Annotated in this window: 18 protein-coding genes; 12 read left to right on the top strand and 6 right to left on the bottom strand. The window is 62.0% G+C overall.

The genetic code is table 11. The features are described from left to right. Positions 1-9 precede the first annotated feature (9 nt). From ACZ89R_RS17665 to tssA, 6 genes are all read right to left on the bottom strand, one after another. Positions 10-444, bottom strand: a complete 435-nt coding sequence (locus tag ACZ89R_RS17665) for a hypothetical protein (protein WP_429545091.1) — start codon at positions 442-444, stop codon at positions 10-12. Continuing rightward, positions 441-899, bottom strand: coding sequence for a T6SS effector amidase Tae4 family protein (locus ACZ89R_RS17660; RefSeq protein WP_429542290.1), 459 nt, complete (start codon positions 897-899; stop codon positions 441-443). The genes ACZ89R_RS17665 and ACZ89R_RS17660 overlap by 4 nt, the downstream gene beginning before the upstream one ends. Positions 900-981: 82 nt before the next feature. After that, entirely contained in the window at positions 982-1,470 is a 489-nt protein-coding gene (locus ACZ89R_RS17655; RefSeq protein WP_007894494.1) for an Hcp family type VI secretion system effector, read from the bottom strand. A gap of 223 nt (positions 1,471-1,693) precedes the next feature. After that, positions 1,694-3,187 carry a type VI secretion system contractile sheath large subunit gene (gene tssC / locus ACZ89R_RS17650; RefSeq protein ID WP_007894498.1) on the bottom strand — a complete coding sequence of 498 codons (1,494 nt, stop codon included), beginning with the start codon at positions 3,185-3,187 and terminating at the stop codon, positions 1,694-1,696. Between the two features lie 15 nt (positions 3,188-3,202). Beyond that, the gene (gene tssB, locus ACZ89R_RS17645; RefSeq protein ID WP_007894500.1) at positions 3,203-3,712 is read right to left on the bottom strand and encodes a type VI secretion system contractile sheath small subunit; all 510 of its coding nucleotides are present in this window, start codon (positions 3,710-3,712) and stop codon (positions 3,203-3,205) included. Between the two features lie 80 nt (positions 3,713-3,792). After that, entirely contained in the window at positions 3,793-4,812 is a 1,020-nt protein-coding gene (gene tssA / locus ACZ89R_RS17640; protein ID WP_429542291.1) for a type VI secretion system protein TssA, read from the bottom strand. 405 nt (positions 4,813-5,217) lie between these two features. Between tssA and tagH the strand changes: the two genes are divergently transcribed. From tagH to tagQ, 12 genes are all read left to right on the top strand, one after another. Then, a complete protein-coding gene (tagH, locus tag ACZ89R_RS17635; RefSeq protein WP_429545092.1) occupies positions 5,218-6,624 on the top strand; it encodes a type VI secretion system-associated FHA domain protein TagH in 1,407 nt (468 codons plus the stop codon). A gap of 75 nt (positions 6,625-6,699) precedes the next feature. Next, positions 6,700-7,212, top strand: a complete 513-nt coding sequence (tssJ, locus tag ACZ89R_RS17630) for a type VI secretion system lipoprotein TssJ (RefSeq protein ID WP_007894506.1) — start codon at positions 6,700-6,702, stop codon at positions 7,210-7,212. A 16-nt stretch (positions 7,213-7,228) separates the two neighbouring features. Further along, a complete protein-coding gene (gene tssK, locus ACZ89R_RS17625; RefSeq protein WP_429545093.1) occupies positions 7,229-8,563 on the top strand; it encodes a type VI secretion system baseplate subunit TssK in 1,335 nt (444 codons plus the stop codon). A gap of 6 nt (positions 8,564-8,569) precedes the next feature. Further along, positions 8,570-9,868, top strand: coding sequence for a DotU family type VI secretion system protein (locus ACZ89R_RS17620; RefSeq protein ID WP_429545094.1), 1,299 nt, complete (start codon positions 8,570-8,572; stop codon positions 9,866-9,868). After that, on the top strand, positions 9,865-13,365 hold the full coding sequence (gene tssM / locus ACZ89R_RS17615) for a type VI secretion system membrane subunit TssM (protein ID WP_429545095.1): 3,501 nt from the start codon (positions 9,865-9,867) through the stop codon (positions 13,363-13,365). Before ACZ89R_RS17620 ends, tssM begins: the two co-directional genes overlap by 4 nt. Continuing rightward, entirely contained in the window at positions 13,362-14,012 is a 651-nt protein-coding gene (gene tagF, locus ACZ89R_RS17610; protein ID WP_429545096.1) for a type VI secretion system-associated protein TagF, read from the top strand. The genes tssM and tagF overlap by 4 nt, the downstream gene beginning before the upstream one ends. Beyond that, a complete protein-coding gene (locus ACZ89R_RS17605) occupies positions 14,013-14,744 on the top strand; it encodes a PP2C family protein-serine/threonine phosphatase (RefSeq protein WP_429430727.1) in 732 nt (243 codons plus the stop codon). Further along, positions 14,741-17,785 (top strand): serine/threonine-protein kinase, encoded by a 3,045-nt coding sequence (locus tag ACZ89R_RS17600; protein ID WP_429545097.1) that lies wholly within the window; start codon positions 14,741-14,743, stop codon positions 17,783-17,785. The genes ACZ89R_RS17605 and ACZ89R_RS17600 overlap by 4 nt, the downstream gene beginning before the upstream one ends. Beyond that, positions 17,785-18,501: an ABC transporter ATP-binding protein gene (locus ACZ89R_RS17595; RefSeq protein ID WP_429545098.1), complete on the top strand. Its 717-nt coding sequence runs from the start codon at positions 17,785-17,787 to the stop codon at positions 18,499-18,501. The genes ACZ89R_RS17600 and ACZ89R_RS17595 overlap by 1 nt, the downstream gene beginning before the upstream one ends. Beyond that, the gene (locus tag ACZ89R_RS17590; protein ID WP_429545099.1) at positions 18,501-19,697 is read left to right on the top strand and encodes an ABC transporter permease; all 1,197 of its coding nucleotides are present in this window, start codon (positions 18,501-18,503) and stop codon (positions 19,695-19,697) included. The genes ACZ89R_RS17595 and ACZ89R_RS17590 overlap by 1 nt, the downstream gene beginning before the upstream one ends. Continuing rightward, positions 19,690-21,417: a formylglycine-generating enzyme family protein gene (locus tag ACZ89R_RS17585; RefSeq protein ID WP_429545100.1), complete on the top strand. Its 1,728-nt coding sequence runs from the start codon at positions 19,690-19,692 to the stop codon at positions 21,415-21,417. The genes ACZ89R_RS17590 and ACZ89R_RS17585 overlap by 8 nt, the downstream gene beginning before the upstream one ends. Positions 21,418-21,501: 84 nt before the next feature. Next, positions 21,502-22,431, top strand: a complete 930-nt coding sequence (gene tagQ / locus ACZ89R_RS17580; protein ID WP_429545101.1) for a type VI secretion system-associated lipoprotein TagQ — start codon at positions 21,502-21,504, stop codon at positions 22,429-22,431. Position 22,432: the final 1 nt, after the last annotated feature.

The following is a 22,432-nucleotide window of genomic DNA, read 5'->3' as shown; positions in this document are numbered from 1 at the left end:
TGAAGTCGCTTACCAAGTGAAAAGCGCTGTGTAGTCTTTCTGATCGCCTGCACCGCGCACGCAACTGGCACTGCGTGCGACGATCGAAGGTTCGAGCTGGCCGTTGATTTGACGAATGGCGCGGTACTCGGACCGGCATTCACGACTGTTCGCGGGGTCAACGTTCACATGCAGCACGATCACGATCGGTACGTTGTTGAAGGATTCGACGTGGGGTTTGCCCTGCCGGTCGACGGCAAATTGGCAAGGCCATGGCATCTCAAGTGGCAGCACGCTCTGGTCCGGTCTACGCAGGACGCAGCGCTGCTGGTCGTTTTCCAGCGTCAATTTCTGTTCGCCCAGGGCGACGACCTGATCCGCGGAGGCAGCCTGTTGGTCGGCACACGCGCACAGGCTCGCTAACACGCTGCACAGGGCTACCCAGTTTCGGCTGGACTTGATCATGAAAGCTCCCAGAACCAGATGGCTTTGGATCGGTAGGCAGGGTCGTTGTAGCGGCCAATAGTCAAGCCACGATTCCATAGGTCGATATGATCGCCGGTGCGACTGTCCGGTGACTCTCCTGCCTGCTGAAAACAATCCTTGAAGAAGATGAGCCCGGTCTTGTCTTGCAACTTGCGGCGTTCTTCGGCACTGCCACCGAGAATCTGTGGCCGCCCCAGATGATGCTTCCACAACCAGTTCGCCAGTGATTCGGCACCCCTGGCGTGCTCATGTGCACATTTGGGTTCGGTATAGGTGGATTTGTTGACCTTGATGGTCAGCTCTGCATTGAGCGTCATGCTCATGCGGATAGCACACTGGTTTGCCCAAGGCCCTTCACAGGGCTTTGCGTCAGGGTACTTAATCAGCAGATCGGAATACGCTTTCCACAAATTAATAAACGAAGGCTTGGCCATGACTCAGACACCGGAGGGAAAAGGATTGGATTCGAGCAAGCACCAAAACACCCCCGGCGCATAACACCGGGGGCATCTTCGATTACACCTTGACGTTCTGGCGGATGTTCCAGCCGAACTTGACCGGCCCGCCTTCCTTGGTGCCGTCGGCTTTTTGCGGCTGGTAATCCACCAGCACCTTGGCGAAGTTCAGGGTGAGGTTTTCGGTCAGGCGATCATCGCTACCCGAGCCGCCAGTGCTCAAGGAAGTGACCAGCACTTCTTCCAGGTTGATGATCATGTACTCGACCTGGCTTTCGCCGCCGGCCTTGCGCACGGTCAGCTTGACCTTGTCGATGTGCTTGCCGCTGGCGCAGTGCATCATCAGGTTCGGTGAGGCTTTGTCGACGTACTTGGTCAGCGACAGGTCCTGGATGTTCACCTTGCCGGCACCACCACCGCTGCCCACGTGCATGTTGCCGGACTGAGACATGCCCCAGCTCCAGTTCAAGACGTCGATCTCGTCCTTGTGGGCCTTGTCCATGGACTCGCCCTTGATGTCGCCGATCTTGATGAAAATATCAACAGCCATGTTTTCTCCCTGTGTGGTCTCTACCACATTGTTTGGTTAACGCCGACCTTGCGAAATCTGTTCTGCTGAAGGGGGTTCAAGGTGATCTCCAACCTAATGAAGACCCCTGTGGGAGCGAGCCTGCTCGCGATGGCGGAGTGTCAGGCAACACTGGTAGCGACTGATCCACCGCGATCGCGAGCAGGCTCGCTCCCACATTTACCGTGTACCGTTCAGCAGGTTTTTACGCGCCTTTGGCCGAAGGCAGCTTGGATACCAGGCGCAGCGACACGGTCAGGCCTTCGAGCTGATAGTGCGGGCGCAGGTAGAACCTGGAGTTGTAGTACCCCGGGTTGCCTTCCACGTCCTCGACGATCACTTCGGCCGCAGCCAATGGGTGCTGGGCCTTGGTGGTTTCGGTGGAGTGCGCCGGGTCACCGTCGACGTAGTTGAGGATCCAGTCCTGCAACCAACGCTGCATTTCGTCCTTCTCTTTGAAGGAGCCGATCTTGTCGCGCACGATGCACTTCAAGTAATGAGCGAAACGGCAGGTGGCGAACAGGTATGGCAGGCGCGCGGCCAGGTTGGCGTTGGCGGTGGCATCCGGGTCGTCGTACTCGGCCGGTTTCTGCAACGACTGGGCGCCGATGAACGCGGCGAAGTCGGTGTTTTTCTTGTGCAGCAGCGGCATGAAACCGTTCTTCGCCAGTTCCGCTTCGCGGCGGTCCGAAATGGCGATTTCGGTCGGGCATTTCATGTCCACGCCACCATCGTCAGTCGGGAAGGTATGCGCCGGCAGGTTTTCCACTTCACCGCCAGACTCCACGCCACGAATGCGCGAGCACCAGCCGAAGTGTTTGAACGAGCGGTTGATGTTCACCGCCATCGCGTAAGCGGCGTTGGCCCAAGTGTACTTGGAGCTGTCGGCACCGTCGGTGCTTTCTTCGAAGGCGAAGGCCTCCACCGGATCGGTCTTGGCGCCATATGGCAGACGCGCGAGGAAACGCGGCATGGTCAGGCCGATGTAGCGCGAGTCTTCCGATTCGCGCAGCGAGCGCCAGCCGGCATATTCCGGGGTGGTAAAGATTTTGGTCAGATCGCGCGGGTTCGACAGTTCCTGCCACGAGCCCATGCCCATCACGGTCGGCGATGCGGCTGCGATGAACGGCGAGTGCATGGCGGCGCAGACTTTTGACAACTCGCCCAGCAACTCGACATCCGGCGGCGACTGATCAAAGTAGTAGTCGCCCACCAGGCAACCGTAAGGTTCGCCGCCGAACTGGCCGTATTCTTCTTCATACATCTTCTTGAAGATCGGGCTCTGGTCCCACGCGGTGCCCTTGAATTTCTTCAGGGTCTTGTGCAGGTCGGTCTTGGAGATATTGAGCACGCGAATCTTCAGTTGCTCATCGCTCTCGGTGTTGTTGACCAGGTAATGCAGGCCACGCCAAGCGCTTTCCAGTTGCTGGAAATCGGGGTGGTGGATGACCTGGTTGACCTGGGCGGTGAGCTTGGCGTCGATGGCGGCGATGATTGATTCGATCGACTTGATGGCGTCGTTGGACACCAGGTCGGTCTGCGCCAGGGCCTGCTCGGCCAGGGTGCGCACGGCGGTCTCGACGGCTTCGCGAGCGCGTTCGGTCTTGGGTTTGAATTCTTGCAGCAGCAGGGAGGCGAACTCGCTGGCTTCTTCGGTGGTGCTCAGTGTCTGAGCGTCTGCACGTACTGAATCGGTCATGATCATTCGTCCTGATTAAGCCTGAGGCTCGGCTGGCTTCGGCGCACTGGCAAGCGCCTGGAGCAGCGCCGGATCCTTGATGGCCTTCATGATGATTTCTTCGGCACCGGTCTTGCCGTCCATGTAGGTCAGCAGGTTGGCCAGTTGGGTGCGCGCTTCGAGTAACTTGTTTAGCGAGTCGACCTTGCGCGCCACGGCGGCCGGGCTGAAGTCGTCCATGCTTTCAAAGGTGATGTCCAGGCTTAGGTTGCCTTCGCCGGTCAGCTCGTTGGGCACATGGAACGCGACGCGTGGCTGCATGGCCTTGAGGCGCGAGTCGAAGTTGTCGACATCCACCTCCAGGAACTTGCGATCGGCCACAGGTGCCAGAGGCTCGGCGGGCTTGCCGGCGAGGTCCGCCATGACGCCCATGACGAAGGGCAACTGGACCTTTTTCTCGGCGCCGTAGAGCTCGACGTCGTACTCGATCTGCACTCGAGGCGCACGGTTGCGCGCGATGAATTTCTGAGAACTTTGCTTCGCCACGTTGCTGCTCCTGGTCGCTCAAGCGACGGTGTTGGCGTCATCGGTGGTACCGGTGACGTGACTGCGTGATCCGTTCGCTTTTATTCGCTGTCTGGTCCGCGCAGGTTTTCAAATTGGCTCATGCCGTCGGGAATCAGGTTGCGCACGATGGCCGCAAAGTCGGCATGCACCAGATTCTTCGCCCGGTTCAACAGCACCGGCAGCGGGCTGGAGGGCTCATGACGGGTGTAGTACGCAAGAATCCGGTCCAGGCTGCGCAGCACGTCGTCGCGGTTGTTGATTTCGCCAGTGCTGCGCGGTGTGCTCGGCGCGGTGGCGTATTCAACCGGCGCGGGACTGTCGTCGCTGATGGCATCGGGCAGGGGGCTGTCGCCGCTCTGGGGGGCGAACTGGCCGAGAATCTGCAAGGCCATTTTGAGCGGTTGCTTCAACGGGCCAAGGTCAACGCCCTGGGCGGAGCCGATTTGTTCGCTGACCTGTTGCTCGATGGCCTCGGCGACGCTGCGGGCCTCGTGCAAAGCGGCGCGGGTGATTTCCAACTGTTCGGGATCGCTGTCCAGGAACGCCCCGGCGAGCTGCTCGGCGCCGAGGTTCTCGTCAGGGAAGCTTTGCAGGCCGCTGGCATTAGCGGCGGCGCGCAGGCTGACAGCACCAAAGGTTCGCGAACGGGCCAGGATGCTTTCGCGCAGCAGGCGAATGGTTGCATCGGACGTCAGGCCGGCGAGGGCATTGATGCGCACAGTGGGGTCGTTGTTGTCTTCGGCATCCAGACGCGGATGCAGGTCGGCCCAGTATTGCTTGAGCAATTCGCTGATCAGTGTCAGGACGCGAGCCAGGCCGGTAACGCCTTCAAGGGCAAGGGAGCTTTGCAAAAGGAAATGGGTGATACGCAGGTCTTTGCTGCGTTGCAACAAATCCAGACTTTGCTGCTGGATGCTGCGCCATTCAGGGGGGGCGGCAGGCAATATCGAATCGCCCATGCTGCGCTCGGGCTGGCCTTGGGAATCGCGTTCCAGGCGCAAAAAATCCGCGTCATATTCCAAATCTTCACCACAAGGCGAAGTCGCGGAAACGGCGGCGAGCAGCAAAGGCACTTCCACTGAATTTGATCTCCATATCGCCCGACTGACAGTCGGGCTGTTCACACGTTAGTTCCAAGTGGAACTTCACATGTTTCCTTGAGTGTAATGGCCCTTTGGATACGCAGTGATCTTAAAGTGCCATCATTGATATTCAAGAAGTTGTTCATTTTTGGTGTAGTACTTATGGCTTGTCAAGGTAAGCTATTTCCTCTGTGTGACAGATGTGAGGTGCTTAACAACCCGCGCGACTGATAGGTCGAAGCAGGCACTCATGCAGGTTTTTTTGTCACGCAGGCCGGTTAAGATCAGCAATCATGCTGGTAAAAAGCCGTTTCAAGGTTGTTTTTGCAAGGTTGTCGGAGCGAGTCTGGCGGGAGTGAATCCCGATTCGCCCGCGCGCAAAGTGTTCAGCAAGGAGGCAAGATGTCGCTGTGTTTGACTATCACTAGTTATCACAAAATTACCCCTGGCCAGTGCCCTGAGAAATCCATGGATCAGGGTGTGATGGCAATTGGCCGTAATTCTGATAATGACTGGGTATTGCCCGATCCAGAGCGTTTGGTGTCCGGCAAACATTGCGTTGTTCAATATAAAGATGGCCGGTATTACTTAACTGATAACAGCACTAATGGTGTGGAATTGGTCAAGGCCGGTATTCGTCTGCGCAAGGGCAACAGCGAGCCGTTGCAAGATGGCGAAGTTATCCGCATCGGTGATTATGAAATCCAGGCGCGTATCGATTTCAGTCTGCCGGTGACCGACGGCAACCCTTTCGCCGATTCGTCCAGCAGCTTCGAAGCCCTGATGGGGCGTCAGGGCGCCGTCGTGAATACGCCGACGTCGTTGCCCATGACGCCACCTGCACATTTTCAGGGCGTATCGGCCATGGACACGATGCCGGACCTGTTCGACTTTCTGACACCGACCAGCGTTCCGCCGGCCACCCAGCCCGACCATGTCCCGGCCGAGCAGCATGACTTCCGCCCACCGACTCCGATCCCCACCCCAACGCCCGTGGCCGGGCCTGCGCCGCTGGTGTCGGCCCCGGTGATTCCGGAAGATTGGGACCTGTTCAGCGACAAGCCTGCACCGGTGGCTATCGTCCCGCTGCCTGTTGCAGAGGTTGCGCCGCCACCCGTACCTCACATCAGGGTACCGATCGAACCGGCACCCCTTTGCGAACCGCCTGTGGCCGTCGTCGAACGCCTGGTCGATCCGGTCAGCCCGGCCGACAATTCTCAACCCGACCTGTTGCAAGCCTTTCTGCGCGGTGCCGGGCTGGATCAAGTGCGCCTGGACAAGGCTCAGGCCGAGGCACAAATGGAAAGCATCGGCCGCAGTTATCGGCTGATGGTCGAAGGCCTGATCGATGTCTTGCGCGCCCGTAGCAGCCTCAAGGGCGAGTTCCGCATTCAGCAGACGATGATTCAACCGGTGGAAAACAACCCGCTGAAATTCGCTCCCAACGTCGATGAAGCATTGCTGTTGCTGTTGCGCCACAGCAATCAGGCGTTCATGGCGCCGGACCTGGCAGTGCGCGACAGCTTTGATGACTTGCGTGCCCACCAATTGGCGGTGATGGCCGGCGTGGAAGCGGCGATCAAGCACCTGCTGACGCGCTTCGAGCCGGGGCAGCTGGAAGAGCGCATGGGCAAGCCCGGTGGCCTGTCGAGCATTTTCAGTGGCTCGCGACAGGCCCAGTACTGGCAGCAGTTCACCGAGCTCTACAGCAATATTTCCCGCGAGGCCCAAGAGGATTTCCAGGACCTGTTCGGTCGGGAATTCAGTCGCGCCTACGAAGAACACAGTACAAGGCAGCGCCGCGGCTGAGCGTCGCCATCGCATAGCGCCATTGATAGCAAAGAACGGAACAACGGATAGCTGAAACGTCATTGAGGACGCAGGATGATTCCCAGGTTTTTACTCGCAGTTGCCACCGCGCTTCTGCTGACCGCATGTGCCAAGGATGCGGCCAAACCCCAGCCCGAAGAGGCTGAGGCCGAGGCCGACACGGCCGCCGTCGAGTTGCACTTTCACGCCATTGCCGGGCTCAACCCCGGCGCTACTGGCCAGCCAGCCCCGGTCCGGGTGCGTATTTTCGAATTGAAAAATGCTGCCACCTTCGGCCGTTCCGATTATTTCGCACTGGCCGAACGGGCCCAGGCGACGCTCGGCGCCGATCTGATCGATCAGGACGAAGTGCTGATCCAGCCCGGCCAGCAGTTGAGCCTGCAGCGCGACCTCGACCCGGCCACCCGCCATATCGGCGTACTGGTGGGGTATCGCGAGCTGGATCAGTCGTTGTGGCGCGCGGTGATGAATGTCCCGCCGCGCCAATACACCGAATACCAGATCAGCCTCGACGTGCGAGCCGTGCGCAGCGCCGTCGTGGTTTCCCCATCCAGCCCTGCCCAATAAGCAATCGGAGCCCCCCATGTCCTGGAACAATCGTGTGGTCTGGTCGGAAGGCATGTTCATTGGAACGCAGCACTTTCAGCAGCATGACCGTTACCTGGAGAACCTCATCGACGCCCGGAGCCGCCCGTTGTCGGCCGGCGCCTGGGGTTTTTCCGAATTGCTGATCGACCAGGGCCTGCTGGCCCAGGGCAAACTGGCGATTATTTCAGCGCGCGGCCTGCTGCCGGACGGTACGCCATTCAACATCCCTCAGGATGACCTGGCGCCGAGCCCGCTGAACATCGACGATAATTTGCGCGATGGCCTGGTGTATCTGGCCTTGCCGCTCAAGCGCGCCGGGGCACGCGACACCGTCGATGAAGGTGAAGTGCCGGGCGCTGCGCGCTATGTAAGCCAGGTGCGCGAAGTGCGCGACGACAACGCCCCGTTCGAAAACCGCGCACCGGTGGCGGTGGGTTCGCGAGCGCTGCGATTGTTGGTCGCCCAGGATGGCATCAGCGACTACGCCGCCATCGGTCTGGTACGAATCAAGGAGAAACGTGCCGACCGGGCCTTGGTACTCGACGACACTTACATCCCGCCGCTGCTGGATGTGGCCGCATCCAAGCCCCTGGCCGCGTTTCGCAGTGAACTGCTGGGCCTGCTTCATCAGCGCGGCGAAGCCCTCGCCGGGCGGGTGGTGGCATCCGGTGCCGGCGGCGCCTCGGAGATTGCCGATTTCATGCTGCTGCAACTGGTCAACCATGCTCAGCCGTTGATTCAGCACTTGAGTCAATTGAGCCCGTTGCACCCCGAGCGGTTCTATAGCGAGCTGGTGAGTCTGGCCGGGGAATTCTCGACCTTTACCGCTTCCGGGCGGCGACCCCAGGAATACCCGCAGTACCAGCACGATGACTTGGCGCTGAGTTTCGCGCCGGTGATGCAAGCCCTGCGTGAGGCGCTGTCGATGTTGATCGACAGCAAGGCCACGCCGATTCCGATTGTCGAAAAAGCCTACGGCGTCCATGTCGCGATGCTGGCCGACAGGTCCCTGCTCGACAGCGCGAGCTTCATCCTGGTGGTGCGCGCCGACGTGCCCGCCGAAACCCTGCGCAGCCACTTTGGCCAACAGAGCAAGGTCGGCTCGGTGGAGCACATCCGCGACCTGGTCAACCTGCAATTGCCGGGCATTGTCCTGCTGCCGCTGCCGGTGGCGCCACGGCAGATTCCGTATCACGCCGGCTCCACCTATTACGAACTCGACCGGGGTAGCGAGCATTGGCAGCAATTGGCCAACTCAGGCGGTTTTGCGTTCCACATTGCGGGGCAATTTCCGGGGCTGAACCTGGCTTTCTGGGCGATCCGAGGATAAACCGCGATGAACAACGACGATCGTACCCAATTCATGCCGACACCCGGCGGCCGTGGCGCCGACCCGGCCCGCCCGGAGGCTGGTCGCGCCCAGCCCGCGCCACTGTTGATGCCGGCCGCGCCGCTTTTGACCAGCAAGGCCGAAGGTCTCAACCCCCTGGAAAGCGCCGCTGGCCCGTTGTTGGCTTTGCTGACCCGCTTGCGCAATACCATTGCCCACCCGGCACCGGCGAGCCTGCGGGCGCAATTACTGGCCTATCTGCGCCAGTTCGAAGAGCGCGCCGAGGCTGCCGGCGTGGTGCGCAACGATGTGTTGCTGGCCCGTTACGCCTTGTGCACCGCCCTGGATGAAGCGGTGTTGAGTACGCCGTGGGGTGGTGCCAGCGACTGGGGCAAACAGAGCCTGCTGATCACCGTGCATAACGAAGCCTGGGGCGGCGAGAAGGTGTTCCAGCTGTTGGAACATTGCCTGCAAAGCCCCCGCGAACGTTTGTATCTGCTGGAGCTGTTGTACCTGTGCATGTGCCTGGGTTTCGAAGGGCGTTATCGGGTCATGAACGATGGTCGCAGCCAACTGGAAGCCTTGCGTGAACGCACCAGCGCGGTCATCCGCAGCGCCCGTGGCGATTATGAGCGTGAACTGTCGCCCCATTGGCGCGGCGTCACCGTGGCCCGCGACCGGCTGGCGCAATTCATGCCGCCATGGATCGCCGTGGCCATCGGCGTGGCGTTGCTGCTGGCACTGCTGTTCGGCCTGCGCTTGAAACTGGCCGCCGATGCCGAGCCGGTGTTTAAAAATATTCATGCGCTGGGCGAGATCCCGGTGCAGGCCATCGACCGTCCGGTGGTGCAACCGAAACTGATCGAGCGTCCCCGCCTGGCAGGCTTCCTCGCTGATGAAATCAAGGCCGGTCGGGTCGCTGTGGAAGATGCCGTTGATCGTTCAGTGGTGACCATCCGTGGCGATGAGCTGTTCGCCTCGGGCAGCGCCAGCATCGTCGACAATTTCCAGCCGCTGATGCTGCGCATCGCCGATGCCGTTCGCAAGGTCAAGGGCCAGGTCCGGGTGACCGGCCACAGTGACAATCGCCCGATTGCCACCTTGCGGTTTCCATCGAATTGGGCCTTGTCCGAGGCGCGGGCCAATTCGGTACTGCAAATCCTTTCGGCCAAGACCGGCCAGCCCGAACGCTTCAGCGCCGAAGGCCGCAGCGACACCGAACCGTTGGCCTCGAACGCAACGACAGAGGGCCGCGCACGCAATCGTCGGGTCGAAATCACAGTGTTGGCGGAGGGGGTCGAGTGAAGGCGTTTTTCAGTTTTATCATCCGCTGGGTGATCCCGCTGCTGGGCCTGATCGCTCTGAGCCTGATCATCTGGTTTGTCGGGCCGCTGCTCGAATTGCTGGTGCCCGAAGGGCGGCGCTGGGCGCTGATCATTCTGGTGTTCACGGTGTGGATCGCCTACCGGGTGTTCCGCATCATCCAGGCACGCCGACAGGCCGCCGAAGTGATGCGCAGCCTGGCGGCGCAAACCTCGCCGGACCCGACCAGCATCGCCACAGCCGAAGAGCTCGAAACGTTGCGCCAGCGCATGGACGAAGCTCTGGCGCTGTTGAAGAAAGCCAAGCTGGGCGGTGACGAACGACGCAATCTCTATGAGCTGCCGTGGTACGTGATCATCGGCCCACCGGGATCGGGCAAGACCACCGCGCTGGTCAATTCCGGGCTGCACTTTCCCCTGGCCGCGCAGTTGGGCGCCGGAGCCGTGCGGGGCGTGGGCGGTACGCGCAATTGCGATTGGTGGTTTACCGATCAGGCCGTGCTGCTCGACACCGCCGGGCGCTACACCACCCAGGACAGCGACGCGACAGTCGATAAAGCAGCGTGGCTGGGTTTTCTCGGCCTGTTGAAAAAACAGCGGGCCCGGCGTCCGATCGACGGCGCGTTTATCGCCATCAGCCTCTCCGACCTGCTGCTGGGCAGCGACGCCGAGCGCGCCGCCCATGCCGCCGCGATCCGCCTGCGTATCCAGGAGCTGTACACGCAACTCGGTGTGCGCTTTCCGATCTACCTGATGCTGACCAAGCTCGATCTGGTGCCAGGGTTCATGGAGTATTTCGATACCCTGAGCAAGGAAGAACGGGCCCAGGTCTGGGGTATGACTTTTGCCCTGGACGACGGCAAAAACCATGACAGCCCACTGGCCCATCTGCAAAGCGAATTCACCGGCCTGGAACAGCGCCTCAACGATCGTTTGGTGGAGCGTTTGCAACAGGAGCGCGACCCGGCGCGGCGCGATCTGATCTACGGTTTCCCGCAACAGTTCGGCGCGTTGAAGGATTGCCTGCAAAGCTTCCTTGAGGGCGTATTCAAACCCAACGCCTTTGAAGAGCGGGTGCTATTGCGCGGGGTGTATTTCACCAGCGGCACCCAGGAAGGCAGCCCGATTGACCGGCTGATCGGCTCCATGGCCCAGAGCATGAACCTGGACCGCCAGCACCTGGCGCGCCAGAACGGCACCGGGCGCAGTTACTTCATCGAAAAACTCTTCAGCGCCGTGGCCTTTGCCGAGCGTGGGCTGGTGGGGGTCAACCCGAAAGTCGAATGTCGACGCAAGTGGATTGCCCGGGGTGTGCTGGCCTCGACCGTGGCCCTGGTGCTGGTGGTCGGGACCTTGTGGTGGGTCAGTTACCGCGCCAACCAGGCGTATATCACGCAAGTCGATCAGAAAGTCGCGCCCCTGGGCCAGGCCGTGCAGAACCTCAGCCCGGCACAACGGGACGTGCTTGCGGTGTTGCCTTTGCTCAACGCGGTGAAGCACCTGGCCGACGATTCGCCGAACTGGGCCGAAGGCCTGGGCCTGTATCAGGGCGACATGCTTGAAGCCGAGTCTGGCAGCGTCTATCGCAAGTTGTTGATCGCAGTCTTCGCGCCACGCTTGCTCACGCGCATCGAAGAGCAATTGCACGGTGGCGGCAATTCGGACTTCCTTTACGAAGGCTTGAAGGCCTACCTGATGCTCGCCGACAGCGAGCATTACGATGCCGACTTCATCAAGGCGTGGATCGCCCTGGACTGGGATCGCAGCCTGCCGCGCGACTTGCCGGCCGAGCAGCGTGTGGCCATGGAGGAGCACTTGCAGGCGCTGTTCGAGCGCCATCCGCCCACCGCACGTCTGGACCCGCGCCTGATCGACGACCTGCGTCGGCAGTTGCAGCAGCTGCCAGTGGCTCAGCGTGTCTATGACCGGGTCAAACGGCAGAAACTGCCGGACGGCATTCCGGACTTTCGTCTCAACGAAGCGGCCGGGCGTGATGCCGCGCTGGTGTTCAGCCGCAAGAGCGGCAAGCCGCTGGGCGAACCCTTGAGCGGCTTCTTCACGGCCAAGGGTTACCGCCAAGGGTTTTTGCTCACCAGCCTGAACCAGACCGGCACCCTGGCCGAGGAGCAGTGGGTGCTCGGTCGCGACCAGGCAGAACAACAGAACGTCGTCAGCCTGGCCGCCGACGTGCGCCGCCTGTATTTCCAGGATTACCAGCGCCAGTGGGATGCCTTACTGGCTGATATCGACTTCGTGCCGATCACCAGCGTGGCCCAGGCCGCCGATGTGTTGCGGGTGATTTCTGGCCCGACCTCGCCGTTGAAAAAACTGCTGGTAGCAGTGGCGAAGGAAACCGACCTGCAACAGGAAGAACGCCTGCTGGCCGCCAAGGGCGCGCCGGTGGAGGGCGGGGTCGACAAGCTCAAGGAGCGCTTGGGCAGCTTGCTCGGCCAGGAGCAGGCGACGCAACACACAGCGGATGCCAGTGAAGATCCCATCACCGCGCATTTTGCCGAACTCAACAGCATCGTCAGCAAAAACGAAGGCGAGCCGGCGGCCATCGACGGCCTGCTGGCCGACATGAATGCCCTGTATGTGCAGGTCAGCGCCATGGTCGGCGCCAGCGGCGACGCCTTGCTCGGCGAAGCCAAGAACCAGGCCGCCGCAGCTGCCACGCGGGTCAGCCTCAACGCCGAGCGGCAACCGCCGCTGGTGCAAGGCCTGGTCAAGTCGGTGGTCAACTCCACCACCAACAGCATGATGGGCGGGGTACGCAATCAACTGAACGCGGCCTGGACCAGCGAAGTGCTGAACATCTATCGCCAGTCCCTGGCCGGGCGTTACCCAATGTCGCCGGGCAGTGCGCGGGACGCGACCCTGGATGACTTCGGCCAGTTCTTCGGCGTGGGCGGGGTGATGGACAACTATTTCCGCAAATACCTGCAGCCGTACGTGGATACCTCGACCCAGGCCTGGCGTTGGCAGCCGGGCGCCGCACAGAAGCTCGGCATCGCCCCGGGCGTGCTGCAAACCTTCCAGCGGGCAGCGACCATCCGGGATGCATTTTTCCGTTCCGGCGGCACCCAGCCGATGGTGCGCTTCGAACTCAAGCCAGTGGCGATGGACGCCACCATCACCCAGTTTTTGCTCGACCTCGACGGCCAGCAATTGAGCTACGACCATGGCCCGAGCCGCCCGACCGCCATGCAATGGCCCAACCCCGGCAGCATCGGCGTGGTGCGGATTTCGATCATGCCGCCCTCGTCCAGCGGTCGTTCCGGGATCACCCTGGATGGGCCTTGGGCCTGGTTCCGCCTGCTGGAGCAATCGGACCTGACCGCCGGCAACTCGCCGGACCGCTTCAACCTGCGGCTGCGAGTCGACGGCGCCAGCGCCTCTTATGAGCTGCGGGCCAACAGCGCCTTCAACCCGTTCAAGAGTCGTGTGCTCAGTGGTTTCAGCCTGCCGGAGCGCTTATGAGCACGCCGGGCTTCTATGGAAAGCTGGCCAGTCGCGGGGACTTTGTCAGCCGTGGCTTGCCGCAGAGTTTTATCGGCCCTTGGGATTCGTGGCTGGCGGCGGGTCTGCTCGCCAGTCAAAGCCTGGGAGACCGTTGGCTGGATGCCTATCTGGTCAGTCCGTTGTGGCGCTTCATGCTCGGGCCCGGTTTATGCGGGCCGCAGGCCGCCGTTGGGGTGGTGATGCCGAGCATCGATCGGGTTGGCCGGTATTTTCCGCTGACCGTTGCTGTGCTGCTGGATCACGACGCTGATCCAGCGTCGGTGGTGGGTGGCTCGGATGTCTGGTTTGAGCAAGTCGAGCAATTGCTGTTGAGCACGTTAAGCGTGGAGGCGAGCTTCGAAGCCTTCGGTGCAGGACTGGAGATGCTGGGCGGCCCGGCGTACCTCCCACGCGCGCCAAGCAGCCGTTTTGCCGGCCTGCATCGTTTTGATGCCACCGACCCGAAGGCGCGAATGACCGCCCTCGCCGAACTGGCCTGCGAAGGCGCAAGCCTTTGGTGGGGCCAGGGTTCGGAGCGTATCGCCCCTGCTTTATTGCGGTGCCAGGGCCTGCCGGCCGCCGCTGATTTTGCGCAATTTTTGCTCGGCCAAGAAGGTGTTGTGTAGATGTGTCCAAGCGTTGGAAAGACGTTCAAGTCCGCAAGCAAGAGCCATGTCGGCATGGTCCGCCAGGTTAACGAAGATGCTTGCCTGGACCTGCCGGAAAACGGCCTGTGGGTGGTTGCCGATGGCATGGGCGGGCACGCGGCGGGCGACTACGTCAGCAGCCTGATTGTCGACAGTCTGCGTAGCATTGCCGTGGGCCGCTCACTGGATGAATACGTCGCGGCGCTGAAAACCGATCTGCTGCGGGTCAACGCTGCCGTGCGTGAAGAAACCGCCAACCGCGGCGTGACCATGATGGGCAGCACCGTGGTGGCGCTGGTGGCGCGTGACTTGCGCGGGGTGTGCCTGTGGGCGGGTGACAGTCGCTTGTATCGCCTGCGTAAAGGCCGGCTCAAAAGCATCTCGCGGGACCACAGTTACGTTCAGGACTTGCAGGACAGCGGCCTGCTCAGCGAAGCCGAAGCCCGGGTGCATCCTCGGGCCAATATTGTCACCCGCGCCGTCGGGGTCGGGGCACAACTGGAACTGGCGATAGTCGAGCTACTGTTGATGCCCGGCGACAGTTACCTGTTGTGCAGCGACGGGCTGAACAAAACCGTTACCGACCAAGAGATCAGTGAGGTGCTTGGCCATGATGAACCCAGTGAAATCGCCAGCAGCCTGGTGTCCCTGGGCCTGATGCGTGGCGCTCCGGACAACATCACCGTCATCGTCGTGAAGGTGCCGTCATGAATTCCACCCTGAGTATTCTGATCCCCGGTTATGACATCGACGGCGAGATCGGCGAAGGCGCCATGGCCAGCGTTTACCTGGCGACCCAGCGCTCGCTGGAGCGCAAGGTGGCGCTGAAGGTCATGGCTGCCGCGCTGGCGGCGGACCCGAGTTTCTGCGAGCGTTTCCTGCGCGAAGGTAAAACCTTGGCGCGTCTGTCTCACCCGCATACGGTCACCATCCATGACATCGGCCATGTCGGTGAGCTGTATTACATGGCCATGGAATTCCTGCCCAACGGCACGCTCAAGGAGCGCATCGCCGCCGGCCTGACGCCGGAGCAGGGCCTGATCTACATCCGTCATATCGCCTCGGCCCTGGGCTATGCCCATGGGCTGGGGCTGGTTCATCGCGACGTCAAACCGGCGAACATTCTGTTCCGTGCCGATGGCACGGCGGTGCTCTCCGACTTCGGCATCGCCAAGTCCATGGATGACCGCACCCAATTCACCCAGGCCGGTTTCGCCGTCGGTACTCCCAGCTACATGAGCCCGGAACAGGCGCGCGGCCAGGATATCGATGGCCGAGCCGATCTTTATGCCCTGGGCGTGGTGCTCTACGAAATCCTCGTCGGCAAACTGCCGTATACCGGCAACGACGCACTCTCCACGGCCCTGGCGCATTTGACCGAACCGTTGCCGGAGCTGCCAGTGCACCACGGTCGCTATCAAGAAGTGCTGCGCAAGCTGTTGGCCAAGGATCCGGCCGACCGTTTCCCGGACGCAGCGGCGCTGTTGCAGGCGCTGGATAATCTGCCTCGGGAATCGGTTGAAGCGACCACGATCCGGCCATTGCCAATTCCGGTAGTGCCGATTGCGGTGAGCAATGACCTGGCGGGATTGACGCCGGTGTCCATCGATATACCAACCGGCCCCGCGCAGCCACAACCTCGGCCCAATCCTGTTCCGCCGACTGTGAAGCCGACACCGTCGTCCACGGTCTCGGAACAGCGAAAGGGGCCGGTGTTCGCACTCGCCGCTGTCGCGGTGGCCGTGGCGCTGGTCTTGGGCGGCGCGGGTTATTGGTGGCTGTCCGGTGACGTCGAAGCCGACGCCAAGGTGCCGGTGGTTTCGGCACCGCCGGCCAGTGCGCCGCCGACCGTGGCGCCACCCGTAAAGCCCCCCGTGGCAACGGAGGTCGATGGCGGTCAGCGTCCGCTGCTGATGGCCGGCAAAAAAACCTTGTTCCAGCGGGTACTCAGCAAGCCGGGGGCGAAACTCGCCAGCGAACCGGGGGGCACACCCGACAAGGCCTTGCCGGCGTTCTCGGTGCTTTACGTCTATCAGCGCAAAGAGGTTGATGGCAGCCCGTGGCTGCGTGTCGGCGCCGCCACCGACGGGCGCAGTGACGGCTGGTTGCCGGCCGCGCAAGTCAGCGACTGGAAGCAAAGCCTGGTACTTAAGTTCACCGAACGCTCCGGCCGTGCGCCGGTGATGTTCCTGCGTCAGCCCGGCGAAGTGGAGAGGCTGCTGGCCGATCCGTCGGCGGCAAAAAACCTGCTGCTCAAGGCCCAGCAGAATCACGAAGACAACCAACAGGTGCTGGCTCTGGAACCGGCCGCCAGCGCGGTTCCGCAGAACCAGTTTTACCTATTGCCGATCTTCGATTCCCGCGAGAGCTTCGATGAGAACGGCCAGCCGGTGCAGTTGCTGAACGTGGCGTCCATCGACCCCGGCAATGCTCCAAAGGCCGCTGCCAACAACACGCCAATCACTACCGCTGACGCCGACGCGTTCCGCACCGCCGTGGTATTGGTCGTGGACACCACCGTGTCCATGCAGCCCTACATCGATCAGGTCCGCGACGTAGTACATCAACTGCAAACCCGCATCGCCGAGCGGGGCGAGCAGGACAGTGTCAGCTTCGGCCTGGTGGGGTTTCGAAGCAGCACCCAGAAAACCCCAGGCCTGGAATACGTCGCTAAAACCTTGATCACTCTGGACCAGGGCCGCGACCCACAGCGCTTCATGGACCTGGCGCGTCAGGTCAAGGCGTCCACGGTCTCCAGCCATTCGTTCAACGAAGATGCGTTTGCCGGTGTGATGGAAGCGGTCGAGCGCATGGACTGGTCCGGCTATGGCGGGCGCCTGATCCTGTTGGTCACCGATGCCGGTGCCTTGCGCAAGAACGACCCGTATGCCGCCACGCAAATGAACGAAGCCGAAGTGCGCCAGGCTGCGCTGGGCAAGCAGATCAAGATCTACGCCTTGCACCTGCTCAGCGATGCCGGCAAGAAAACCCACAGCGGTGCGCAAAGCCAATACCGCACCCTGACCGCCGACGCCAACCCACAGATCGGCGACCTGTACATTCCGGTGGCGGGCGCCGATGTACGCAAGTTCGGTGAGCGGGTGGACGAGATCGGTTCGGTATTTGCCGACCTGGTGCATCAGGTGCGTAGCGACAAGCCGCAAACCGTACCGCTGCTGAGCGCCGCGCCGAGCCTGAGCGACAAATCGGCGGCCGTCGGCTACGCGATGCACATGGACTTCCTGGGGCGTAGAGCCGCCAGCCAGGCGCCGCAACTGGTCAGCGCCTGGACCGCCGACCGCGACCTGACCAACCCGGCACTGCCGGCGTTCCAGGTGTGCGTGATGCTGACCAAGTTGCAGCTCAATGACTTGCAGCAATCGCTGAAACTGATTGTCGATGCCGCCCGCAAGACCCAGACCTCGCCGAAGAATTTCTTCCAGGAAATCGCCAGCGCCAGTGCCTACATGAGCCGCGATCCTTCGGCCTTGCGCAAGGGCGGCAACCTGGCCGATGGTGGGGTGCTGGGTGAGTACCTGGAAGGGCTGCCCTATCGCAGCAAGTCGTTGAACATGACCCAGGACTTGTGGCTTTCGTTGAGCGTGGCCGAGCAGGAAGACTTTATCGACGAGCTGGACTCGAAGATCCGCCTCTACGAAACCTTCCACAACGACCTGGCCAACTGGGTGCGTTTCGGCGATGCCGAACCGGGTGATGCCTTGTACCGCGTTCCGTTGTCGACGCTGCCGTGATGCTGAACATGAGCGCAGTGCACAAACACCGGGGCATCGGCAGCCAGCGTTACAGCCTGGTGATTCCACGGCTGCAACTGCATGCCGGTGAACAACTGGCGGTGGTCGGTCCCAGTGGCTGTGGCAAAAGCACGTTGCTCGATTTGCTGGCGCTGGTGCTGGCTCCAGATCAGGCCGGGCAGTTTGATTTTGCGCCTGGCCAAACCCCCACGGACATTACCGGGCTGTGGCGCGCAGATGCGCAAAGTGCCTTGGCGGACCTGCGCCGCCGGCACTTGGGCTACGTGCTGCAAACCGGTGGCCTGCTGGAGTTTCTGGACGTGCGCGGCAACATCGACCTGTCGCGCAAACTGCTCGGTTTGAAAGACGACGGCAGCGTGGATCGCCTGGCCGGGGTGTTGGATATCGTCGATCAACTGGGCAAGAAGCCGGGTGACTTGTCCGTCGGCCAACGGCAAAGGGTGAGTTGCGCCCGCGCCCTGGCCCATGGGCCGCGTTTGCTGCTGGCCGATGAACCGACCGCCGCCCTCGATCCGCTGAACGCGGAACGAGTGATGCAGTTGCTGGTGACCCAGGCCCGCGAACATGACGTGTGCTGCGTCGTCGCCACCCACGATGAATCACTGGCCCGGGCCAGCGGTTTGCAGGTGCGGCGCATCAGTTGTCATCGCGACGTTGATGGCGGTGTCACCGCCACCCTCGGGGAGGCCTGCTGATGCGCATCGCGCTGGTGGCTTCCCTGGCCTGGCAGGATTACCGCAACGATGCGTGGCTGTCGGCCTGTTCGGTTCTGGCGCTGGTGGCGGTGGTCGCACCGCTGCTGGTGCTGTTCGGCTTGAAATTCGGCCTGGTCAGCAGTTTGACCGAGCGCCTGGAAAACGACCCGGCCACCCGAGAAATCATTCCCTTGGGTGGCGGTCGGTTCAGTGCCGCGTTTATCGAACAGTTGAGCCGGCGCAGCGACGTGGCTTTCGCCTTGCCGCGCACCCGGCAGATTGCCGCGACGACGGATCTGACCGCTGGCGCTTCGACGGTGACCGTCGAAATGATCCCCACCGCCGCCAACGACCCCTTGCTCGGCAGTCTACCGGTGCCCCAAGGGCTGGATCAGGTGCTGCTCAGTCAGACCGTCGCCGAAAAGCTCGGGGCCAAGGCCGGTGATTGGCTGCAGGCCAGTGTCGGTCGGCAGGTGGCTGGTCGTGGCGAGGCGCAACGCACTCGCGTCCAGGTGCTGCACGTTCTGCCGCTGGAAGCCTTCGCCCGGGACGGATTGTTCGCGTCATTGGCGTTACTGGAAGCGGCTGAAGATTATCGGGACGGTCGTGCCGTGTCGGCGTTCAACTGGCCGGGCGAGTCGGTGGGTGTGACGGAGCAACGGGTGTACCCGGCGTTTCGTCTGTACGCCCGTCGTCTCACGGATGTCGAGCCGCTGCGTCAGTACTTCGCTGCGCAGAATCTGCTGGTCTCGACCCAGGCCCAGGCCATCGCCCAGGTGCAATCGCTGAGCCGCAACCTGTCGATCGTGTTCTGGATCATCGCCGGATTGGCTTTGTCGGGAGCATTTGCGGCGATTTTTGCCGGTGCGCTGGCGGCGGTCGAGCGCAAGCGTCGAGCGTTGTCGGTGTTGCGCCTGCTGGGGTTTTCCACGGCGGCGCTGTTGCTGTTTGTTGTGCTGCAGGCGCTGTACAGCGCCGGCCTCGCGGCCCTGTTGAGCGCCGGGCTGTATGGCCTGGCGCAATCGGGCCTGAACCATTTATTTGCGCAGGCGCCGGGCGAATACGCCAGTCATCTGCTGGCGCATCACTACGCGTGGGCCTTGGTAGCCGTGCTCGGCGTCAGCGTCGTGGCGGCGGCCTGTGGTGGCTGGCGAGTGGCGCGTATCCAGGCGTTTGAAGGAATCCGAGATGTATAAGTTATTGGGCGCCGCTATGGCGCTGAGCCTGGCCAGCATGGTCTGGGCCGATGAGAGCACCGACAAACTGGACAACCCCAAGCCGCTGGCCGACGACGTCAGCCTGCCGCTGCCGTGCGAAGGGCAGATGGTGTTCCGCTATGTGTACATCCTGGCGCAAGGCACTCTGGATGACCGCGAGATCAGCCTCGGCTATCCCTTCAGCGAGGGCGAGGCCGGTTATCAACAGTCGTTCATCTCCGGTTACCGCCGGGACTTTATCAACGGCCAGTTCACCCTCAAGGATCTGCCCAAGGATTGGGGCAAGACCATCACGCCGTTGATGCCCAAGACGGACGCCAAGACCCCGCTCAAACCGATGCTCTATTTCATCGGCAAATACGAAGTCACCGCCCGCCAATACGCCCAGGTCATGGCCCAGGCGCAATCGCTGGCCAGCGGCGAGCCGGCGCCGGCCTGCGAGGCACTGCAAGCCGAGGCGCCGCAAGGCATGGCCGGGCGTTTGCCCAAGGTGAAGTTGTCGCGCTTCGAGGCCGAACGCTTCTCGGCGGTGTACAGCGCCTGGCTGATGAAATACCACAAGGACCTGCTGCCGGTGAGCGGTCGCGGCACCTCGGCGGAGGACGGCGGGCTGGGGTTTGTGCGCTTGCCGACCGAAGTCGAGTGGGAATTTGCTGCCCGTGGCGGGCAGGCCATTAGCCGTCAGGATTTGGAAGGGCGCCTGTTTCCCCGGCGTCTGGAAGGCAGCGAAAGCGACGGGCCACTGGCCGATTGGGCGGTGTTCAACCAAGTCGCCGGCGGCACTGGTCAGGCAGCGCGGTTGATGCCGATCGGCACCAAACTGCCGAACCCCATCGGCCTGTTCGACGTGATCGGCAATGCCGCCGAAATGGTCCAGGAGTCCTTCCAGCTAGTACACGCCGGACGCCGCCAAGGCACCTACGGCGGCTTCGTGGTCAAGGGCGGCAACTATCTGGAAGGCGAAGGCACCTTGTTCACCGGGATGCGTCGCGAGTACCCGCTGTTCGCCGCCGACGGCACCGAGCAAAGCAACGAAACCACCGGATTCCGGGTGGCGATTGGCGCGTTGTCGGCGCCACGTTCGCGCTACAAGGAGCTGTTCGTCCAGTGGGAGAAAGAAGGTCGACTGGCTTCGCTGACCGATGCCATCGACGACGCCCAAGACCCGACCAAACGCCTGGACAGCATCATTGCTGCCAGCGTCGACCCGCGCCTGCAAGCGGAGTTGGGGCTGGTCAACGAAGAGCTCAAGCGCAACGTCTCGCTCATCGCCCAGCAGCGCGAGGAAGCGGCCGGCAACCTGATCCAGTCGGCGGCTCTGGTGGCCGAGACCGTCAACAACTACAACATTCGCCTGACCAATTTGCAGAAGAGTCGCCAGCAGGCCGTGGACGCCAAGGACGAGGCCAGCGCCAAGCTGTTCGCCACCGCCATCGACAATGGCCGCAGCGCGCTGGACGGCGCGGTGGCGATCTACATCGACAACCTGGCGACCGGCACGCGCTACACCGATGCCGTGATCCAGGCGCAGTTTCAACGCATCAAGGAAGAGTTGGAGCGCAAGCCGGTACTGGGCAAGAGCCTGGTCACGCGCGCAACGTTATTCGTTCGCCATGTCGGTGATTATCGTCAGCAACGACGAGCCGACCCGGCGGCGATATTGAAGGAATTGCTCGCATCGAACGCCCAGCGGTCTTGATCGTTCGTTGTACAGCGAGCTTGGAAGGGACTCAGGCGGCGGTTGGCCGTGCTGAGCTGGTCAAACTTAAAAGAGAACACAACTATGCTTTCCTCCCGTAAACCTGTTGCTTCGCTTTCCAAGCGTCACTTGCTGCTGATGGCCGTTGGCTTCAGCACCGTACTGACCGGTTGCGCCACATCGCCGACCTCCAAGGTCGCCTCGAGCACCAAGGTCGAGTACTACCCAAACTGCTACGAGCCAGTGCAGCACCTGCGTGCCACTGATTCGAACATGACCAAGTCGGTCGTCACCGGCGCGGCTGTCGGCGCTGTCGGCGGTGCACTGCTGGGCGCCCTGGTCGATTCCGAGAACCGTGGCCGCAACGCCGCCATCGGTGCAGCGGGCGGTGCCCTGGCGGGCGGCGCGGCCGGTTACTACACCGAGCGCCAGAAGCAGATCGCCGATGACAACCAGCGCATCGCGTCCTACGCCACCGACGTCAACAAAAGTGCCGCCGACATCGATCGCAGCACCGCGTACGCCAAGACTTCGCAGCAGTGCTACCAGAACGCGTTCACCAAACTGGTCGCCGACCGCAAGGCCAAGACCGTCAACGACACCGAAGGCCGCAAGCGCCTGGCAGAAATCGTCGCAGGCCTCAAAGAGTCCAACGACCTGATCGTCGCGGTGAACGGTAAAGCCAGCGAAGACCTGAACAACTACACCCAGGCCTACGAAAAAGACCTGCAGCAAGTCGGCGTGCAGCGCACTGACGTGGTCACCGTGGCAACCGCCGACACCACGCCAGTCGTGGCACCGACCAAGAGCAAAAAAGCGGTGAAACCGGCGAAAAAACCAGTGCTGCCAACCGTGCCGAAAGAAGCGGTCACCACCGAGAAAACCCTGCAGACCGCACAAGCCAAACAGGCGGAAAGCAAACAGGTCGCCAGCGCAGGCACCACTCAAGTCAACAGCATGTGCAAGAACCCGGACCTGGGCGACTGGGCACCGGTGCCTTGCCCGAATGCTTGAT

It is taken from the genome of Pseudomonas sp. TE3728, assembly GCF_056279145.1.
This window is presented reverse-complemented; position numbering and strand designations above follow the sequence as displayed.

Bases quoted from the DNA above. Each gene is read 5' to 3' on its own strand.
- ACZ89R_RS17665 (WP_429545091.1), bottom strand. From the start codon at position 444: ATGATCAAGTCCAGCCGAAACTGGGTAGCCCTGTGCAGCGTGTTAGCG.
- ACZ89R_RS17660 (WP_429542290.1), bottom strand. From the start codon at position 899: ATGGCCAAGCCTTCGTTTATTAATTTGTGGAAAGCGTATTCCGATCTG.
- ACZ89R_RS17655 (WP_007894494.1), bottom strand. From the start codon at position 1,470: ATGGCTGTTGATATTTTCATCAAGATCGGCGACATCAAGGGCGAGTCC.
- tssC (WP_007894498.1), bottom strand. From the start codon at position 3,187: ATGACCGATTCAGTACGTGCAGACGCTCAGACACTGAGCACCACCGAA.
- tagH (WP_429545092.1), top strand. From the start codon at position 5,218: ATGTCGCTGTGTTTGACTATCACTAGTTATCACAAAATTACCCCTGGC.
- tssJ (WP_007894506.1), top strand. From the start codon at position 6,700: ATGATTCCCAGGTTTTTACTCGCAGTTGCCACCGCGCTTCTGCTGACC.
- tssK (WP_429545093.1), top strand. From the start codon at position 7,229: ATGTCCTGGAACAATCGTGTGGTCTGGTCGGAAGGCATGTTCATTGGA.
- ACZ89R_RS17620 (WP_429545094.1), top strand. From the start codon at position 8,570: ATGAACAACGACGATCGTACCCAATTCATGCCGACACCCGGCGGCCGT.
- tagF (WP_429545096.1), top strand. From the start codon at position 13,362: ATGAGCACGCCGGGCTTCTATGGAAAGCTGGCCAGTCGCGGGGACTTT.
- ACZ89R_RS17605 (WP_429430727.1), top strand. From the start codon at position 14,013: ATGTGTCCAAGCGTTGGAAAGACGTTCAAGTCCGCAAGCAAGAGCCAT.
- ACZ89R_RS17600 (WP_429545097.1), top strand. From the start codon at position 14,741: ATGAATTCCACCCTGAGTATTCTGATCCCCGGTTATGACATCGACGGC.
- ACZ89R_RS17595 (WP_429545098.1), top strand. From the start codon at position 17,785: ATGCTGAACATGAGCGCAGTGCACAAACACCGGGGCATCGGCAGCCAG.
- ACZ89R_RS17590 (WP_429545099.1), top strand. From the start codon at position 18,501: ATGCGCATCGCGCTGGTGGCTTCCCTGGCCTGGCAGGATTACCGCAAC.
- ACZ89R_RS17585 (WP_429545100.1), top strand. From the start codon at position 19,690: ATGTATAAGTTATTGGGCGCCGCTATGGCGCTGAGCCTGGCCAGCATG.
- tagQ (WP_429545101.1), top strand. From the start codon at position 21,502: ATGCTTTCCTCCCGTAAACCTGTTGCTTCGCTTTCCAAGCGTCACTTG.